We start from the raw sequence: 18387 nt of genomic DNA, 5'->3' as shown, positions 1-18387 counted from the left end.
ATAAATAAGAATTTATCAAGAATTGACTAAAAAATATGAATAATAAAATTATTGTGATTGGAGCAGGAATTGGAGGTTTAACGGCAGGTGCATTATTAGCCCGTTGCGGTTATGATGTAACTGTATATGAACAGGCTTATGTTCCTGGAGGATGTGCTTCTACCTTTAAACGTCGGGGGTTTACCTTTGATGTAGGAGCGACTCAATTGGCAGGATTAGAGCCTGGCGGCATTCATCAACGTATTTTTGAAGAATTAGGGATAGAATTACCTGAAACGACCTTTTGTGACCCTGCTTGTGCTGTTTTTTTACCCAAAGAAACTACACCAATTAATGTTTGGCGAGATCCGAAAAGATGGCAAATAGAAAGACAAAAACAGTTCCCAGGAAGTGAACCTTTTTGGCAATTATTATCAAAATTATTTCAAGCTAGTTGGAAATTTCAAGGCCGAGATCCCGTTTTACCACCCCGTAATATTTGGGATATTTGGCAGTTAATAAAAGCCATGAGGTTAGATACATTAATAACCGTTCCTTTTACCTTAATGACCGTAGGAGATGCCTTAAAATTATATGGATTATATGAAGATAAACGCCTCAAAACCTTCTTGGATTTACAATTAAAACTCTATTCCCAAGTCAATGCAGATGAAACCGCTTTATTATATGCAGCAACAGCATTAGGAGTCTCCCAGGAACCCCAAGGATTATATCATTTGCAAGGCAGTATGCAGGTATTAAGCGATCGCCTGGTAGAAGGGTTAGAAAAACATGGGGGAAGACTCTTAACGGGACATAAAATCGAAAAAATTAATGATAACAATATTACCATTCGCAATCAAAAAACAGGGCAAATCATAACAGAAACAGCTAATCATATTGTGGCTAATGTTCCTGTGCAGAATTTAGTTAAAATGTTGGATGTGCCTGTAAATACTTGGTTGAAATTGTATCAAAAAAGAGTAGAAAAATTACCAGAAGCATCAGGAGCATTTGTAATTTATTTAGGGGTTGATCGTCAAGCAATTCCTGAAAATCGTCCTCCTCACTTACAATTTTTATATGATTATAATGGCATCATTGGAGAGAATAATTCTTTGTTTGTTTCGGTGAGTAAACCAGGAGATGGTAGGGCCCCAGAAGGAAAAGCAACTATCATTGCTTCTAGTTTTACGGATACTCAAATTTGGTGGCAAACCACAGCAGAAAAGTATCAACAATTAAAACAAAAATATACCGAAGAAGCCATCAGTCGTTTAAGTAATTATTTCAAGCTTAATTCTGATACCATTATTCATCAAGAAGCAGCCACACCCCGAACCTTTGCCTATTATACTGCTAGAAATCGGGGAATTGTGGGGGGAGTTGGTCAACGAGTTTCTACCTTTGGCCCCTTTGGAATAGCAACTCGTACCCCCATTAAAAATCTTTGGTTAGTGGGAGACTCAACCCATCCAGGAGAAGGGACAGCAGGGGTGAGTTATTCTGCATTAACCGCAGTGAGACAGATTTTAAGTCATAAGTAATAAGTAAGTTGTTTGAGGTTTTAACTATAATAAATGAATACAGGCTAAAGCCTTATTCTATAAGCACAAAGGCTGTCTACACAGCCTAATTTTAAGCCTGGGTAGCCAGGCTTAGTTCCGATAGCTTAACCCGATCGGGTTTAAGCCTGTAATTTTTAATCGTTTTACATCCTAGGTTCGGTAGAGCCTTAACTTCTAACTTCTGACTTCCTTAACCCCTCTATCCAAAAGGTAACAAGACACGATATACTCCAATCGAGATGGTTGATGGGTAGGAAAATGGTAGCGGTAGCAATTTTAGCGGCAGGACGCGGCACAAGGATGAAATCTAACTTACCTAAAGTGTTACATACTTTAGGGGGGCGATCGCTAGTACAAAGGGTATTGGATAGCTGTCACTTAATTAACCCCTCACGACAATTAGTTATCATTGGTTACGAAGGGGAACAGGTTAAACAGTGCTTACAAAGTATCCCATCCTTGGAATTTGTCGAACAAAGAGAACAATTAGGAACTGGCCACGCTATTCAACAATTATTACCCCATTTACAGGACTTTGATGGTGATTTATTCGTCTTAAATGGAGATGCTCCCCTCTTACGACCGGAAACCTTACAAAATCTTCTCCACATCCATAAAACCAACCAAAATGCAGCTACCCTATTAACAGCCCATTTACCCAATCCCAAAGGCTATGGAAGGGTCTTTTGTGATAATAACAATCTTGTGACCCAAATTGTGGAAGATCGGGACTGTAACGCGGCCCAAAAGAAGAATCATCGGGTCAATGGCGGTATTTATTGCTTTAACTGGCCACAACTAGCCCAAGTTTTGCCGAAACTTTCCCCCAATAACGATCAAAAAGAATACTATTTAACCGATGTCGTACAGTATCTCAACCCTGTGATGGCCGTTGATGTGGAAGATTATTTAGAAATTAATGGTATTAACGATCGCCAACAACTCTCTGCTGCGAATGATATCATGCAAGACCGCATCAAAAATCGTTGGATGGCCGCAGGAGTCACCATGATCGACCCTGATAGTATCACCATTGATGACACGGTTAAATTAGAGGTAGATGTGATCATTGAACCCCAAACCCATTTACGGGGTAATAGTGTAATTGGGGCCGGTAGTCGCATTGGGCCAGGGAGTCTGATCGAAAATAGTCAGATTGGCCAGAATGTAACGGTACTTTATTCTGTGATTACTGACTCGGAAGTCGCTTCAGGATGTCGTATTGGCCCCTATACCCATCTGCGGGGAGAGGCCAAAATTAAGGAAGCTTGTCGCATTGGTAATTTTGTGGAAATTAAGAAGTCAGAAGTTGGACAAAAAAGCAATGTGGCTCATTTATCCTATTTGGGTGATGCTATATTAGGAGAACAGGTGAATGTGGGGGCCGGAACTATTACGGCCAATTATGATGGGGTGAATAAACATCCGACGATTATTGGTAATCGTACCAAAACAGGGGCGAATAGTGTGTTTGTTGCCCCCGTAACCTTAGGAGAAGAGGTAACAGTGGCGGCGGGTTCAGTTGTCACTAATGATGTGCCTAATCAAGCTTTAGTGATTGCTCGGCAACGTCAACGCATTATTGAAGATTGGAAAAACAAAATACAACAAAAATAAAAGCAGTAACTTGAACAAGATCATTATTTTTCTTGTCCGATCAAATCAATGACCGCATTAATCAATGTATCATCATGAAAACTGCTTTTTGTCAAGTAATAATCCGCTCCTGCTTCTAATCCTTGTAAGCGATCTTCTTCTCGATCTTTATAGGAAACAATAATCACGGGAGTTGATTTTAAATGAGTATTACTTTTGATGTTATGAACTAATTTGATACCATTCATTCGTGGCATATCAATATCACTAATTACTAAATCATAATTACCAACTCTGACAGCATTCCATCCTTCCATTCCATCTACTGCTACATCAACTTTATAACCTTTATTTTCCAGTAATTTTCTTTCCATTTCCCGAACTGTAATCGAATCATCAACCACTAAAATATGTTTTTGTGCCTGTCGCCAATTGTTTTCTTCTTGGGTTTTTACATGACTAATTTGAATATTAGCTAACATTTTATCAAGAGAGCGAACTAAGTCTAAAACATCCACAATTAAAATCGGTGAACCATCTTCTAATAAAGCGGCTCCTGTAATATCTTGAACTTTACCTAAGCGGGGATCTAAGGGTCGTACAACTAAACTTTTTTCCCCTAAAAATCGATCAATAACTAAACCATAACGATTCATTTGATCGCTAACAACAATGACGCATAAAGGTTCAACGGGTGGTGTATTAGAGGATATTTCTAAAACTTGTTCAGCGCGGACTAAACCAATATTTTGCTCATTGAGGGTAAAGTATTGTCGATTTTCTACTGAGTGAATTTCATTAAATTTCAGGGTCAAAATTTGGTCAATACGAGAGAGGGGAAAAGCATAGGGTTCTCCGGCAATTTCTACTAATAATGTGCGAATAACTGATAAAGTCAAGGGAAGTTGGAAATGAAAACTCATACCCTGACCTGGTTTAGAAACTGCTTGTAAATTTCCTCCCACTTCTTGAACCATAGTTTTGGCAATATTTAAACCCACACCCCGACCAGAAATTTCCGTCACTTTATTAGCGGTTGAAAAATTTGGTAAAAAGATAAATTCCATCAACTCTGTTTCATTTAATTGACGGGCCATATCTGCGGTGACTAAACCTTTGTCTACAATAGATTCTCGTAGTTTATCTAAAGCAATTCCTTTGCCATCATCCGAGATAGTAATTGACAACATTCCAAAACGATGAGCCGCTTCTAAGTGAATCGTTCCTTCGGGGGGTTTTCCTTTAGCAATTCGCTCTTGGGGAAATTCAATGCCATGATCAATGGCATTGCGTAAAATTTGGGTTAATGGGGCTTCTAATTTCCGTAAAATATCCCGATCTACCATAGTTAATTTGCCCAAAACTTCTAATTTAACGCGCTTATTGAGTTGTCGAGCTAAATCCCGAACCATGCGAGGGAAACTACTAACCCCTTCTTCAAAAGGACGCATATGGGTAGCAATAACTTCTCGATAAAGGCGATCTGATAAATTAAAGGAGCGATAACTAAACTGTTCTAAAGCATTCAGTCGATCATTAAGAATGGCCCGACATTCCCGTTCTTTGTGAACCAGATCGATGAGAGAGGCTTCTGTTTCTTTGTTTAAAGAAACTTTGGCTAAACGAATTTGTAATTGTTCGAGTAATTTTGATAGTTCCAATTGACTTTTTTTCAGATGGAAAAAAGACTCGGATAAGGGAACTAAGGCTGTCGCTTCAACTAAAGATTCTCCGGCCAATCCCATCAGGCGATTTAAGTTGTCCGTTGTCACCCGTACAAAGCGATCTTTAGAAGAACCATTACCCGCAGTCATCAAAGATGTAGAAGGCATTACCTCGTCTTTCTCTGTGGCTAATTTATTGGCACTGAGGGCAGGAAACTCCTTCATGTTGTCTTGTTCCTCATCCACCCAGGCGATCACTTGCTCATTAGCTTCAACAGGACTGTCTAAGAAGGATTCAAAGTTAACATTAGGAGAAGTGGGATCACTGCTGAAAAGAAGGGAAGGTTCATCATCTTCTGGGAAAACCTCATCTAAAGAAAGGGCAAATTCTGAGAAAGTTTCCTCTGTTTCATCCTCTGACAAGTCTAAGAGGGGAGCAGTCGGTTGGGTGGCAATTTCTGGCTCAGGGACTACTTCAGGGGGAGGTTGGGGCGGTTGTTCAACGACGGGAGGAGCAATGACAGTAGTGGGGGTTTCCAGGCGATCGCTCTTGGGTTGACTCATTAAGGTGGCGATCGCAGTGGCAATTTCTTCTGCTTTTTGTTGATGGCCCGTTAACCATTGGCTAAAATTATCTTGGTCGGCTTGACCAATGGACTGTAAAAAGTCTACTCCTTGTAAGAGGCGATCGATATGTTCTGGGGTTAGGGTAATGGTACGCTCCATGGCCGCCATAAAACAGTCTTCCATGACATGGGCAATTTTTACGGCCGGATCAATTTGGACGATCCGCGCTGCCCCTTTAATGGAGTGGGATGCTCGCATCAATGCTTCTAATAGGGACAGGGAAGCAGTCCCTTCTGGCCCGTCTTGAAGTTGAGTTTCTAAGGTGAGAAGGTGATCGTTGAGAACTTCCCCTTGGATTTCTACTTCCAAGCTGAAGAGATCCAGCATGGAAAAATTACTCAGATCTAAATTATCTTTCACCTATTACCTCCCAAATGTTCAAGAAGTCTTGCTGACTCCTCTTTATTGTTCCCACTTTTTGTATCTTATGTCATGATGATGATTAAGTTTTTTAAAAAAAGTTGACGTTAACTGATGGCAATATCTTCTCTCCCGAAAATTTTGGCTCTTGATTTTGATGGGGTGATCTGTAATGGGTTGTGGGAATATTTCCAAACGACTCAGCGAACCTATCAACAAATCTGGAAGAATGAGTCTCAAATCAATCTCGATCTATGGGCGGATTCTTTTTATCAATTACGTCCTGTGATTGAGACGGGATGGGAAATGCCTATCTTATTAAGGGCATTAGTTTTGGCTTATAATATGACGGAGCTTGAGGAGAATTGGCCGCAAATTTGTTCGACTATTGTTGGACAAGAAAATCTAGATAAAAAACAGGTCATGGCTCAATTAGATGGGGTCAGAGATCATTGGATTCAAACTGATTTAGAGGGCTGGTTAAGTTTACATCATTTCTATTCAGGTATCTTAGAAAGATTAGAGGAAATTTTAAGTTCTTCGACTCAATTATATATTGTTACTACCAAAGAAGGAAGGTTTGTTAAACAACTATTAAAAAAACAGGGGTTAAACTTCCCTGAAAACCATATTTTCGGTAAAGAAGTTAAACAACCTAAATTTGAAACTTTGCGGCAAATTCTCAAAGATCATAATGAAGATTCAGCCAATTTATGGTTTGTTGAAGATTTATTAAAAACCTTACAAGGGGTACAAAGTCAAGCCGATTTAACAGAAGTTAGTTTATTTTTAGCAGATTGGGGATATAATACGGAAAAAAGCCACAAGTTGACTCAACCAGAATCTAATCTGTATTTACTTTCTTTAAGTCAGTTTAACCAAGATTTCTCAACTTGGCGGTCTTAATAATGATGTTAAATCGACCTAAAACAACGGTTATTTTAGCCATGACTGCGGATGGGAAAATTGCAGATTTTCAACGTAATGCTGCAAGGTTTGGCTCTCAAACTGATAAAAATCATTTAGAAAAACAAATTGCTTTAGTCGATGGGGTATTATTTGGAGGAGGAACTTTGAATGCTTATGGTACAACTTTAACCATTAAAAATCCTGATTTATTAGCAAGTAGAAAACAACAAAATAAACCGAGTCAACCTGTTCACATTGTTATCTCAGCTTCTGGTAGAATTGAGCCTAATTTACGCTTTTTTTCTCAACCTGTTCCCCGTTGGTTAATCACAACCCAAAAAGGGGCAAAAAATCAACAATCAGACTTTGAAAAACTGTTAATATTTTCGAGTGATCAGACAGCCAAAATTAACTTATCTGAAGCTTTTACAACCTTAAAAAAATTGGGGTTAAATCATCTGGCAATTTTGGGAGGTGGGGAACTTGTAGCCGCTTGTTTAGCAGAAAATTTAATTGATGAATTATGGTTAACAATATGTCCCTTAATTTTAGGAGGAAAAAATGCCCTAACTCCTGTCGAGGGAATGGGGTTTCTTTCTGAGCAAGCAAAACGGTTACAATTATTGAGTGTGGAAAAAATAGAACAAGAAATTTTTTTACATTATCGGCTGACATCTCCACAAAAATTCATTATCCTATAAAGAAAGTGGCCTCGAAAAGTTTTCCCTATGGTTGAACAAATTAAACCCCAATACTCTATTGCTTGGATACAAAAAATTGCGGAAATTCCCAAAGCTGTTTGGGATGAACTTGCTATTCCCTTAAAAACGCCCTTTTTAGAGTGGGAATGGTTGAATAATATAGAAACCTCTGGTAGTGCCACTCCACGCACCGGATGGCAACCTTGTCATTTAACAGTATGGCGCGATCGCCAATTGATTGCTGCTGCTCCATTGTATATTAAAAGTCATAGTTATGGGGAATTTGTCTTTGATCATCAATGGGCTGACTTATCCCATCGTTTGGGTATTTCCTATTATCCTAAATTGTTAGGAATGACACCCTTTACTCCAGCAACAGGTTATCGTTTTTTAATGGCACCAGGAGAAAATGAAGAAGAAATTACTCAGATTATGGTAGCAGCAATCGATCATTTTTGCGATAAAAATCAACTATCCGGTTGCAATTTTTTATTTGTTGATCCTGACTGGAAACCAATGATTGAGCGTTATGGTTTTAGTAGTTGGTTACATCATAGTTATGTTTGGTCAAATCAAGAATTCAACAATTTTGAAGAGTATTTAAAGGTATTTAATGCAAATCAAAGACGTAATATTAAACGGGAAAGAAAGGCAGTAGAGCAAGCAAATTTAACCGTAAAAGTAATGACGGATAACGAAATTCCTCATCATTTATTTCCCTTGATTTATCGATTTTATAGTAGTACCTGTGATAAATTTTATTGGGGCAGTAAATATTTAACCCGTAAGTTTTTTGAGGAACTTTATCCCAATTTTTCCCATCGAGTTGTTTTAGTTGCTGCCTATTCAGAAGATGATGAAAAACGACCAGTAGGATTATCTTTTTGTATCCGTAAAGGAGATAATTTATATGGACGTTATTGGGGATGTTTTGAAGATTATAGTTGTCTTCATTTTGAAGCCTGTTATTATCAACCCATAGAATGGGGTATCAAAGAAGGAATTAAAATGTTTGATCCAGGAGCAGGGGGACAACATAAAAAAAGACGGGGTTTTCCTGCTACCCCTAACTATAGTTTACACCGATTTTATAACCAAAAAATGAGTCAAATTTTAAAATATTATATTGGGGAAGTCAATGAAATGGAACAAGAAGAAATTGATGCCATCAATCAAGATTTACCCTTTAGTAAACGAGAAATTAAACTTCAAGAAAATCTAGAATAAACTAATTTTATGGTATAATAGTCTGAATTTTTAAAACAGCTAAATCATTTAATTCTGAAATGACCATGAAAATGAATCATTATGAGAAGGCTTTAAGTCATTAGGACAAACACTAGAAATAACCGGAAGTCCGAGAAAGGACACCATTCCTTTTCAAGTTAATGTCTTTGTGGGAGAACCCGTTTCTTTAGGGAGAACTTATACTGTATCCGTAAAAGGTTGTGTCTAAGGAATCGAAAAAATAAATTACCTAAATTCAGGGGTCAACAGTCGTTAGACCCCTAGCGAGGCAGATTAATAGCAATTCTAACCTTTATTGAAGGGGTGACGTTTGCGTTTCAACAACATTCCTGTTGTCACAAAAATACCCATTCCTAATAGAGAACTGGGTTCAGGAACTGCTGTTGCTGTCAGATTATAAGTGAAACTGTCTCCCACCTGTTGAAAAGCCACTCCTTGATCGGTTACGATGCGTAAGATAGCGTTTTTCGAGCCATTACTCTGGGCATTAAACAGCACTTGTAATGGAAGGCTGTTGCCTTTAGCAATAACCACACCTGGCATAAAATTGAGCAGTGAAAATAAATCAGCATCAGGACCTTCAAAGAAAGCATTGAGTATCGTTAAACCCGTTAAGCTTTCCACAGAACTTTCGTCTTGAGTAACATTACTGACAACTAAATCTAACATCTTCGTCTTGCTAATATCAACCTGGCCAAAGTCTAGGGTTGAATTAGGTGGCGACCCACTTTGGAAAGCTGGTCCTACTCCAGTCCCTGTTATGCTGAAGTTTTTAGTTTGTGATTGATTAGTTCCATCGTCACTACCATTAGTAAATGCCAAAGTTAGGAGTTCACTTTCTGTTCCGTGAGTTGTTGGAGTATAAACGATATCAAAATTTCTGGTCTGATTATCGGTAAGACTAAAATTGCCCGCCGAACCAGAGGTTGCTTGGAAATTAACACTACTACCTCCTAAGGATGATGTACCGTTGAGATTACTAATCACCTCGGCTTGTCCTGAAGTGTTACCATCTCCAATATTTTGCACTTGCACTGTAGCCGTTTTGCTAGTGCCAATTCTAACATCACCAACATTGGTATTAGATTGGAGAATCTCATTTTCGGGGGCAACTCCTCTGCCTGTGAACAATATGTTGGTATCGATGTCATTACTCAGAACTCCAATGGTAGTTTGATTAGACCCTCGTACCGTTGGGGTATAAATAAAAGTACGATCCTGAGACGCACCAGATGCCAAAGAAAAGTTAACAGTTTGCCCAGGAGATAAAGAGGATAGAATTGTAGGGTCGCTTGATGGCCCGATAGCACCAGTCAAGGTACTACCCACTTCTCCAGTATTAGTAAGGGTTACGGTTTTATTATTTGATTGACCAATCAGAATATTCCCAAACTGTTGATTTCCATTAGTTCCGAGAAAGGCATCAGCAAAGTTGATGGTTAACTGCCTACTGTTTGAGGCAGTAGTCCCCGAAAAAATAGACTGATTAACTGCTGTACCGTTAAGTGTAATTGCGCTCCCGAATGCCAATTGCGCTCCTGCTCTATTTTTGATAGTCGTGAGGATATTATTTTGGTTGAGGTTGACTGCAACTGAGCTCACGACTGGTGTACTTGCAACAGTTGTCGTTCCATAAACCTGATTCCCTGTACCAGTGACACCAAGATCATTAAAAACCCCTTGGTTTACTGTATTTGTTCCCCCAGTAGTCAGGGTGTTAATTGCCGTAGTTACATTAGTAATACTAAGAGTTCTCCCTGTACTTAAATCCGCACCTTGAGGGTTCGGGTTGGCTAAGGTTAAAACAGCACTCAAAATAGTACGATTGGCCTTGGACATATCAGGGTCAATGGTGAAGACAAAGTAACTTCGATTTTCTTGGTTAGCCACGACTCTTCCCGTGAGATAACCACTGCCATTAGTACCAGTGACTTTGGTAAAGGTAGTGCTGCCAGTCCTGAGGTATGTACCACTGTTAGTCGCCTCTGTGGTGAGAGAACCTGCTTGAGCTTGACTGCTGACTCCTAGAATGGCAGCCATGGTTGCCAGACAAAGAGGCAGAGAAACAACAATATTCTTCATATCATTTAAAAGAGGTAAAAAGAAAAACATGAGATCCTGAAAGAGAGTGCAATTTAAGGCGTTTTTGCCGATTAAGTAGCAACTATCAACCTGCTTATCATAAATTTGCCCAAGAATCTCAGATTGCTGTCTGAGAAAAATAACTCTCATTCTAGTTTTGGGCTAGAAATAAAAATACACATCTAGAAGCAATTATAGTTTTATTTCTCAATAATGGGTTCATTATTTGTATTAGTTTTTGTTATATATTGATTTATCTTAACCACTAAGAAAAAACTTGGTAATATTAAGAAGTTTTTAATGTTTTTCCCCCCTTTTATTGTGTATATTTAACTAGGTTTTTGTAACTACAATGATTAAAATATAATGAGTATTAATTCTACTATTCGTGTCGCCGTTGTCGGAACTGGTTTTGGGCAAGCTATACATATTCCAGGATTTCAACATCATCCCCGTACCGAATTAGTAGCAGTGTATCATCGAGACTTAGGGAAAGCTAAAGCGATCGCTGATTCCCATAATATTCCCTATGGTTTTAACAGTTTAGAAAAACTCCTGGCTATACCAAATCTTGATGCTGTGAGTTTAGCAACGCCTCCCTTTTTACATTATGAAATGGGAAAACAAATTTTAGGTGCAGGGAAACACCTTTTATTAGAAAAACCCATGGCAATGTCTGCTCAAGAAGTCAAGGAATTATATCAATTAGCCATGGAAAAAAACTTAGTAACGACAGCAGATTTTGAATTTCGTTATGTTCCTGCTTGGCAACTGTTTGCGGAATATTTACAACAGGGATATGTGGGAAAACCACGCTTAATTAAAATTGATTGGTTAGTCGCCAGTCGGGCTAACCCTGATCGCCCTTGGAATTGGTATGCACAAAAAGATAAGGGAGGCGGTGCATTAGGAGCGGTAGGTTCCCATGCTTTTGATTATATTTACTGGTTATTTGGCCCTGTAAAACGGTTATGCGCTCAGTTATATTGTGCGATTAAAGAACGCCCTGATCCCTTAGAAAATAATCGGTTAAAACCCGTAGATGCTGATGATACTTGTTTGATTATGTTGGAATTAATGGACGGAACCCCTGTACAATTATCCATTAGTTCGGTGGCTTATAATGGTCGTGGTCATTGGGTAGAAGTGTATGGCGATCGCGGTACTTTAGTCTTAGGAAGTGATAATTTAAAGGACTATGTTCATGGGTTTCGTTTACAAGCTGCCCCCGCAGGAAAAGCCTTGTCTGAGGTAGAAATTCCTAAAGGTTTGGCCTTTCCTCAAGTGTTTACAGATGGACGGTTAGCCCCCTTTATTCGAGTCGTTGATCGTTGGGTAGAAAGTATAGATAACAATCAAAGTTTAGCCCCTTCTTTATATGAGGGGGTTTATTCTCAATTATTAATGGATTTAACCCATCAATCTAGTAATAATTCTTGTTGGGTAGATGTCCCTGATTTAGATGGGTTTTTAAGATAGGTACAAAGTAAGGGAAATTCATGAATTTCCTCTACAAATGATGATGTACTTGTGACACCGTTTTTTAGTGATTTGACTCACAGCCATTTCGCTTAAACCGTTTCTATTATAGAGAATATCAAGAAACAAATTAAGTAAAAATGGCTGTTGATGAAGATCGTATTAAAAATGTCTACAAACTAGCTAGAAGCTACCCTGATGACCCTAACTTACAAGAATCTGTTGAGATTATTAAATCTTTGAGGCGATCGCAGGGTGCGTTACAAGGATGGAATGAGCGATATCGTTTTGATAATACACAATTAAAGGGAGAAATTGTTTATCTTTCTGATGAAAATTCCCAGTTACAAACAGAAGTCAATGATCTTTCCCTGAATCTTGATTCTCTCAAATCAGAATTGGCTAATCTTAATCAAGAAATGCTGAACTTGACCCAAGAAAAAGCCAGAATTTATGCTGAAAGAGCAAGGGTTATTGCTGAACTCAAAAAGATTGAGACTGAAGTGGAAATTGCGACGATAAAAGCCAAAGAAACCAAATCACTGTACGGGAAATTCACGATTATTTGGACATTAATGCAATCATTATTTTTTAGTGATGATCCTCAAGACTTTGGCAAGATTGATAATACAGTTGCCTATGATCCTGAAAAGCCACAAATGGCCATTGATCCCGTTGCTATTGGCAAAGATTTACTTGATAAATAATTCAAAGCTTAGGCAATAAATATGTCAAAATTTAAAAAATTGATTGAAGATTTAGAGAATTCCCAGCAAGAAGATATCGAAAATTCAGCCAAAGTCTTTGCAATTACGGCCACTTTGTCAACTCGTTTACAAGAAATTTTACACAACTTAGAAAACCCAAAAACAGCCCTTCCTAAAAGTAAACTTACTCAAGGAGAATTAATTAAACGTTATGGCAGTTATCCCCGCGCTTATGCTGCTTATCAACAAGCATATGGGATTAAATGTAAGTGGGGGTGGAAACATTTTTTAAAAGCCATTGACGGCTTATCTCCTCCAGTTTCCTTAGAAGATAGAATCGAAAAACTCGAAGCAACTGTTAAGCTTTTGGTGGAAATTCTGTTAGAAAATTAATGGCGTTTACTTATCTCCCATTCCCAAAGTACCACTTAATAACATGATCATTCCACCCATTAAGATGATAATAGCTAAACTTCCTAAAATCCAATCGAGTATGGTGTTAGTTTCCATAATGTTATAAATTTATCTTGTCCAAGTGATCCCGTGACAAAATTATAGCTGATACTGAGAAACAATAACAATTTTCTCTGAATTCATCACAATCTCAGTGGTCGCATCTACTTCTATCCAAACCTTCGCACCACCGTAATGCTTCTTATTTTCTGGTCGATAGACAATTTGGCATTTTCCTTCAAAAGATACTTCAGAACAATTAACGAAAACGTCCAGATAGTCGTCCCTTAAGTGCTTTAATATTAGGGTGTTGGTAAGGATTTTGACAGAGTTGATCAAAACAACGATTTAATCGAGACGTTAAAGATTTATCAGCTTCTTCATAAAATCGCTGTGCTTTACGAGTTAAAATTAAATCATACATCGCGGCGAATAGAGTTAAAAGATACGACCTCACCGATTGCTATTTGTTCTTCAGCTTCTTTTAACTCCTGTTCAAAATCAGGAATACTTAATAATTCTTGCGTCGCTTCTTCTTCCTCTTTTTCTTGTAAATAAGCTAAAAAATTAACACCTAATCTTAGTTTTTTTGAAGAAAGTTGATTAAGATAATTGTGAGCTTTTTCTAATAAAGGGGTATTTTCTGAAGTTGAATTCATAACTTTTTATTTAATAATAAATACCTAATTTAGATTGTAACGCAAAAACTTATGGCTCTACCAAAGTCTTTCAAATTTTGGCATATAGTTCTAGTTTAGCTAAGATTGTGTCTGATATTTCAATGGTCATGAAAGCTACTGCATCTTGGTGATCAGCATCATTTAAAATAGTTTCAAGGGTGCTAGGTTCGGGAATTTGCTCTCCATCAGCTAAAATTAAATTAATATGACCATTTAAGGCTTCTGTTGCCATTACTTTTGCTTCTTCAATGGTTTCTCCCACACTGATACATCCAGGAAAGTCATAGAATTGTACACCATAATCACTATCGTTATCTTTGTGAATCGTTGCGATGTAAGTAATCATGTTGACTCCTTTAACGTAATTTTATTCCTGCTTGTTTTTCAATACTACTTAACGTTTTAAGGGGAATATCTTTTTTAGGATGAGGAACCGTGACCTTTCCTTTCTTTTCTGGGTGTTTAAAGTGGTGATGACTTCCTGTCGTACTAACTTGATACCATCCATCTGCTATGAGTTTTTTAATAATTTCTCGACTGTTCATATGAATGGTTTTTCAAATGTTAAAAAGGAAGATTAGGTAAGGTGGGCAATGCCCACCCTACAGGTTACTCAGCCCCTTCTATGGGTGCAAACCCTTGACGCTGAATATTTTCGGTCACATGACGAGGTTCTAAGAACTGTAATAGGTAGTCTGGGCCTCCTGCTTTGGAACCCACACCCGACAACTTGAAACCGCCAAAAGGTTGACGGGAAACAATAGCCCCTGTAATAGTGCGGTTAATATACAGGTTCCCCACTTCAAACTCTTTCTGGGCCCGTTCAATATGTTCGGGACTACGGGAATATAACCCCCCAGTCAAAGCGTAGTCTGTGCCATTAGCCACCGCTAACGCCTCATCAAAGTCTTTAACCCGCATCACTGCCACCACTGGCCCAAATATCTCCTCTTGGGCGATAGTATGGGTCGGCAACACATCCCCAAAAATGGTGGGGCCGACATAATACCCATTCTCAGGGGACTCCATCTCTAGGGCAAGGGTTGACTCTTGTTTGGCGATCGCAATATACTCTCGTATGCGTTTCTGGGCCGTCGCATCAATGACGGGGCCGACTTGGGTAGAAGGTTCATCCGTTGGCCCAATATTCAGCGATCGCGTGGCTTCGACAAACCGTTCTAAAAAGGCATCATAAACGGGGTCTAAAACGATAATACGGGACGCAGCCGAACATTTTTGACCAGAGTAGCCAAAAGATGAAAATACAGCCCCTGCCACCGCTTGATCGAGGTCTGAACTTTCATCAACAATAATGGCATTTTTGCCACCCATTTCTGCAATAACCCGTTTAAGATGTTTTTGCCCTGGTTGTAAGATGGCAGCCTCCGCATAGATGCGACATCCGACTTCCCGCGACCCCGTAAAGGCGATCAAATGTACGTCAGGATGGTTCACCATGTAGGCCCCCACTTGAGAACCTTTTCCGGGTACAAGTTGAAAGACTCCTTTAGGAATACCCGCATCTACCAATATTTCGGCAATTTTGGCAGCTATCACTGTAGAAGTTTCCGCCGGTTTCAATAAGGTACAATTTCCGGTGACTAACGCCGCCACTGTCATTCCTGTGGCGATCGCAAAGGGGAAGTTCCAAGGAGAGATCACTAAAGCAATGCCTCTGGGCTGATAATTGTAGCGGTTGGTTTCCCCTGCTACATCATAGCTGTAACCCTTGTCTAACCGTTCTATCTCATCGGCATAGTAACGGCAAAAATCAATTGCTTCGGATACTTCTGCGTCTGCTTGTTGTAAGATTTTACCCACTTCTACACAGATCCAAGCAGATAATTCATGACGGCGTTCTTCCATTAAATCGCCAGCTTTGCGGATTATTCTTGCTCTTTCACTAGCAGGGGTCTTTTTCCAAGCAGGGAAAGCTGCTTTAGCCGCATTTAAAGCCTGTTCTGCTTGTTCAACAGAAATTAAGCCAATTTGTCCCACCAGTTCCGAAGATTTGGAGGGGTTCACCGAGTCGATAATAATCTCTGTTTGTACATATTCCCCGTTAATAAGGGGTAAATAGGTCTTACCGAGAGAATCTTTAACTTTTGCCAGTGCCTGCTGTGCTTTTTCCCGTAATACTTTCCGAGAATAATCTGTGTCAGGAGCATTGACAAATTTATCTTTATCTGGTATTTGTAGATTTTCCATGGCAACTTGAGGGGGTGCGATTAATTGCTCGATGGGTCTTTCTTCTAAATTTTGCCGCAAAAAGGAACTATTAGCCGTATTTTCCAATAAACGACGGATTAAATAGGCCATCCCAGGTAATAAGTTACCGTATGGCGCATAGACCCGAACCCGATAACCCGTTTTAACCAATGCTTTCGCCAGTTGATCCCCCATTCCGTATAATACCTGCATCTCGAAGCGACGGGGGGGTATATTAAGGGTTTGGGCGATCGCAATGGCCCTTGCTTGCGATCGCACGTTATGGGAACCGATAGCCGCATATAAATACTCATGATTTTCCAGCAATAACTGGGTCATTTGTTCATAATTGACATCGGTGGCTGATTTTTGGTTATAAACAGGTTGGGGCCAATGATTTTGTTGAGATTTGATCGTTTCTTGATCCCAATATGCCCCTTTAACTAAGCGTATGGTAATCGGATAACCCCGTTTTTTTGCCCAAGCAATTAAATCTTTTAAGTCTTGTTTAGAGTCTTTCAAGTAAGCTTGTAAAGTAACCCCAATATCAGTTCTGGTGAGAAACTCATCTTCTAACAAAAGTTCTTTTAAGATCGCTAAAGTGAGATCTTTATAAACATATTGTTCCATGTCAAAATGGATCGCAACTCCTAATTCTTGAGCGCGACGTAGTAAAATGCGAATCAGATCACAAACTTTGGTTTTACTGCCTTCGGGGTCAATAGGGTCAAATTGGGAGTAAAATGCGGTTAATTTAACTGATACTTGAACCTGGGGTAATTTTTCTCCCTCTGCTTCATCTATTTGGGAAACGGTTGACCATTTCTTTGATTCAGCCGATAATTGTTCCATTAAGTCGAGATAGCTTTGTAAATAAGCTTTGGCCTCGGTTTCGGTAATGACTGCTTCCCCTAATAAGTCAATGGTAAAACCCATTTTCTCTTTTCTGAGACGTTCAACGGTTTTGATGACTTGGGGGACGGTTTCACCCGCAATATATTTAAAAGCGAGGGTTTCGACGGCTTTGCTGATGGTTTCGGCCGCAATTTTAGCAGGAAGGGAATGATAGTCAGTAAAGTTAAGAATGGCTTTTAATGCACTAGGTAACTCGACCGATTCATCCCCTAAATATTGTTGCAGATGATGGGCAATTTCGGCGTTACTTTGTAAAGCGGGTAAGGTATCGATAAAATGAAATAGTTGCACCCGTAAACCAGGGTTACTCATGGCAAAGCCTAGGAGTTTATCATCCCACCGCATTTGATCTCCCAATTTTGTCCAGAGAGAACGTTTTTCGCGGGTTTGGGCGATTAATTCCTTAGCTATTTCCTGGGTCTTATTTTCGTAGGTTTTTGAATCAATTTGTGCTACCAAGGTTTAATACTCTCCTATCAGTGTGAGGCGTGTCGCAATTTGTCATAATAATATCTAATCGCGCTTTCTTACTAGATCTTACCTTAGAGTGACGCGCTATACGAAGTAGGGGTCAACGGCCGTTGACCCCTACTTGAATGCAGTCTGTAATGCTATAGCCTTCTATGTACAACTATTATAAATTACAAACCCCACCGTATAAACGGTGGGGAACTTTAAACGAGTTGCCAACAATCTTGACCTAGATCTCGATAGATTCGACAACCTTTTCTTTGAAGACTTTTCCCGCAGAAAATGCAGGAACAGTAGTAGCAGGGATCGTGATCGGTTGGCCCGTTTGGGGGTTCATTCCTTTCCGTTCCTTTCTGTCTCTGGGTTCAAATGTACCAAATCCGACTAAAACAACTTTGTCACCTGATGCAACGGTTTCCATAATGGTGTCTGTAAGGGCATCGAGGATCTGACTGGTTTCTTTTTTGGTGAGACGAGTCTTAGCAGCGATGGTGTTGACGAGATCTTCTTTATTCATTGTTAGTTAATCAACAATTCTGACTGAGGCTGATTATACCGGAAGTTTTACCCTAAGATCACTAAAAAAGAGATAAAAATTAGCTTTTTTTTTAAGGGTCAGATTTCTTGGCCTTCCCCTTATGTCTAGACCTTACCCAACTCGCGTTATTTTTTAGTCAGGTAATGTGAGATATTCCTCATCTGTTTTAATTGGACTGACTTTTTGTTATAAAATCGGCAAG

Annotated in this window: 17 protein-coding genes; 8 read left to right on the top strand and 9 right to left on the bottom strand. The window is 39.2% G+C overall.

Annotated elements, in window-relative coordinates:
- Positions 1 to 35: 35 nt before the first annotated feature.
- Together crtD and glmU are read left to right on the top strand one after the other, a co-directional pair.
- On the top strand, positions 36 to 1526 hold the full coding sequence (gene crtD, locus VB715_RS17660) for a C-3',4' desaturase CrtD (RefSeq protein ID WP_323302536.1): 1491 nt from the start codon (positions 36 to 38) through the stop codon (positions 1524 to 1526).
- A gap of 279 nt (positions 1527 to 1805) precedes the next feature.
- A complete protein-coding gene (gene glmU, locus VB715_RS17655) occupies positions 1806 to 3164 on the top strand; it encodes a bifunctional UDP-N-acetylglucosamine diphosphorylase/glucosamine-1-phosphate N-acetyltransferase GlmU (RefSeq protein WP_323302535.1) in 1359 nt (452 codons plus the stop codon).
- Positions 3165 to 3187: 23 nt separating this feature from the next.
- Here the strand turns inward: glmU and VB715_RS17650 are convergent, their stop codons facing one another.
- On the bottom strand, positions 3188 to 5794 hold the full coding sequence (locus VB715_RS17650; RefSeq protein ID WP_323302534.1) for a hybrid sensor histidine kinase/response regulator: 2607 nt from the start codon (positions 5792 to 5794) through the stop codon (positions 3188 to 3190).
- Between the two features lie 114 nt (positions 5795 to 5908).
- Here VB715_RS17650 and VB715_RS17645 point away from each other — a divergent pair, with 114 nt between their 5' ends.
- Genes VB715_RS17645 through VB715_RS17635 form a run of 3 tightly spaced genes read left to right on the top strand, consistent with a single transcriptional unit; the run spans position 5909 to position 8631 of the window.
- Positions 5909 to 6700 (top strand): HAD family hydrolase, encoded by a 792-nt coding sequence (locus VB715_RS17645; protein ID WP_323302533.1) that lies wholly within the window; start codon positions 5909 to 5911, stop codon positions 6698 to 6700.
- 5 nt (positions 6701 to 6705) lie between these two features.
- The gene (locus VB715_RS17640) at positions 6706 to 7404 is read left to right on the top strand and encodes a RibD family protein (protein ID WP_323302569.1); all 699 of its coding nucleotides are present in this window, start codon (positions 6706 to 6708) and stop codon (positions 7402 to 7404) included.
- Between the two features lie 27 nt (positions 7405 to 7431).
- Positions 7432 to 8631: a GNAT family N-acetyltransferase gene (locus tag VB715_RS17635; RefSeq protein ID WP_323302532.1), complete on the top strand. Its 1200-nt coding sequence runs from the start codon at positions 7432 to 7434 to the stop codon at positions 8629 to 8631.
- 306 nt (positions 8632 to 8937) lie between these two features.
- On the opposite strand, the gene VB715_RS17630 is transcribed toward VB715_RS17635, so the two are convergent.
- A complete protein-coding gene (locus tag VB715_RS17630; RefSeq protein ID WP_323302531.1) occupies positions 8938 to 10884 on the bottom strand; it encodes a PEP-CTERM sorting domain-containing protein in 1947 nt (648 codons plus the stop codon).
- Positions 10885 to 11100: 216 nt separating this feature from the next.
- Between VB715_RS17630 and VB715_RS17625 the strand changes: the two genes are divergently transcribed.
- The 3 genes from VB715_RS17625 to VB715_RS17615 all read left to right on the top strand — a co-directional run bounded on the left by VB715_RS17625 (position 11101) and on the right by VB715_RS17615 (position 13313).
- Positions 11101 to 12213 (top strand): Gfo/Idh/MocA family oxidoreductase, encoded by a 1113-nt coding sequence (locus tag VB715_RS17625; protein WP_323302530.1) that lies wholly within the window; start codon positions 11101 to 11103, stop codon positions 12211 to 12213.
- 140 nt (positions 12214 to 12353) lie between these two features.
- The gene (locus tag VB715_RS17620; RefSeq protein ID WP_323302529.1) at positions 12354 to 12920 is read left to right on the top strand and encodes a hypothetical protein; all 567 of its coding nucleotides are present in this window, start codon (positions 12354 to 12356) and stop codon (positions 12918 to 12920) included.
- Between the two features lie 21 nt (positions 12921 to 12941).
- A complete protein-coding gene (locus tag VB715_RS17615; protein WP_323302528.1) occupies positions 12942 to 13313 on the top strand; it encodes a hypothetical protein in 372 nt (123 codons plus the stop codon).
- A gap of 6 nt (positions 13314 to 13319) precedes the next feature.
- Here the strand turns inward: VB715_RS17615 and VB715_RS17610 are convergent, their stop codons facing one another.
- From VB715_RS17610 to VB715_RS17580, 7 genes are all read right to left on the bottom strand, one after another.
- Positions 13320 to 13430, bottom strand: a complete 111-nt coding sequence (locus VB715_RS17610; RefSeq protein ID WP_323302527.1) for an NAD synthetase — start codon at positions 13428 to 13430, stop codon at positions 13320 to 13322.
- A gap of 202 nt (positions 13431 to 13632) precedes the next feature.
- Positions 13633 to 13797 (bottom strand): hypothetical protein, encoded by a 165-nt coding sequence (locus VB715_RS17605; RefSeq protein ID WP_323302526.1) that lies wholly within the window; start codon positions 13795 to 13797, stop codon positions 13633 to 13635.
- On the bottom strand, positions 13790 to 14032 hold the full coding sequence (locus VB715_RS17600) for a hypothetical protein (RefSeq protein ID WP_323302525.1): 243 nt from the start codon (positions 14030 to 14032) through the stop codon (positions 13790 to 13792). The genes VB715_RS17605 and VB715_RS17600 overlap by 8 nt, the downstream gene beginning before the upstream one ends.
- A gap of 70 nt (positions 14033 to 14102) precedes the next feature.
- Positions 14103 to 14399 carry a type II toxin-antitoxin system HicB family antitoxin gene (locus VB715_RS17595; protein ID WP_323302524.1) on the bottom strand — a complete coding sequence of 99 codons (297 nt, stop codon included), beginning with the start codon at positions 14397 to 14399 and terminating at the stop codon, positions 14103 to 14105.
- A gap of 10 nt (positions 14400 to 14409) precedes the next feature.
- Entirely contained in the window at positions 14410 to 14598 is a 189-nt protein-coding gene (locus VB715_RS17590; protein WP_323302523.1) for a type II toxin-antitoxin system HicA family toxin, read from the bottom strand.
- A 64-nt stretch (positions 14599 to 14662) separates the two neighbouring features.
- Positions 14663 to 17635, bottom strand: coding sequence for an L-glutamate gamma-semialdehyde dehydrogenase (gene pruA / locus VB715_RS17585; protein ID WP_323302522.1), 2973 nt, complete (start codon positions 17633 to 17635; stop codon positions 14663 to 14665).
- 241 nt (positions 17636 to 17876) lie between these two features.
- Positions 17877 to 18164, bottom strand: a complete 288-nt coding sequence (locus VB715_RS17580; RefSeq protein ID WP_323291200.1) for an HU family DNA-binding protein — start codon at positions 18162 to 18164, stop codon at positions 17877 to 17879.
- Positions 18165 to 18387: the final 223 nt, after the last annotated feature.

The organism is Crocosphaera sp. UHCC 0190 (assembly GCF_034932065.1).
Lineage (GTDB): Bacteria > Cyanobacteriota > Cyanobacteriia > Cyanobacteriales > Microcystaceae > UHCC-0190.
Note: the sequence above shows the minus strand (reverse complement) of the source record. Positions and strands in the feature narration are given on the sequence as shown.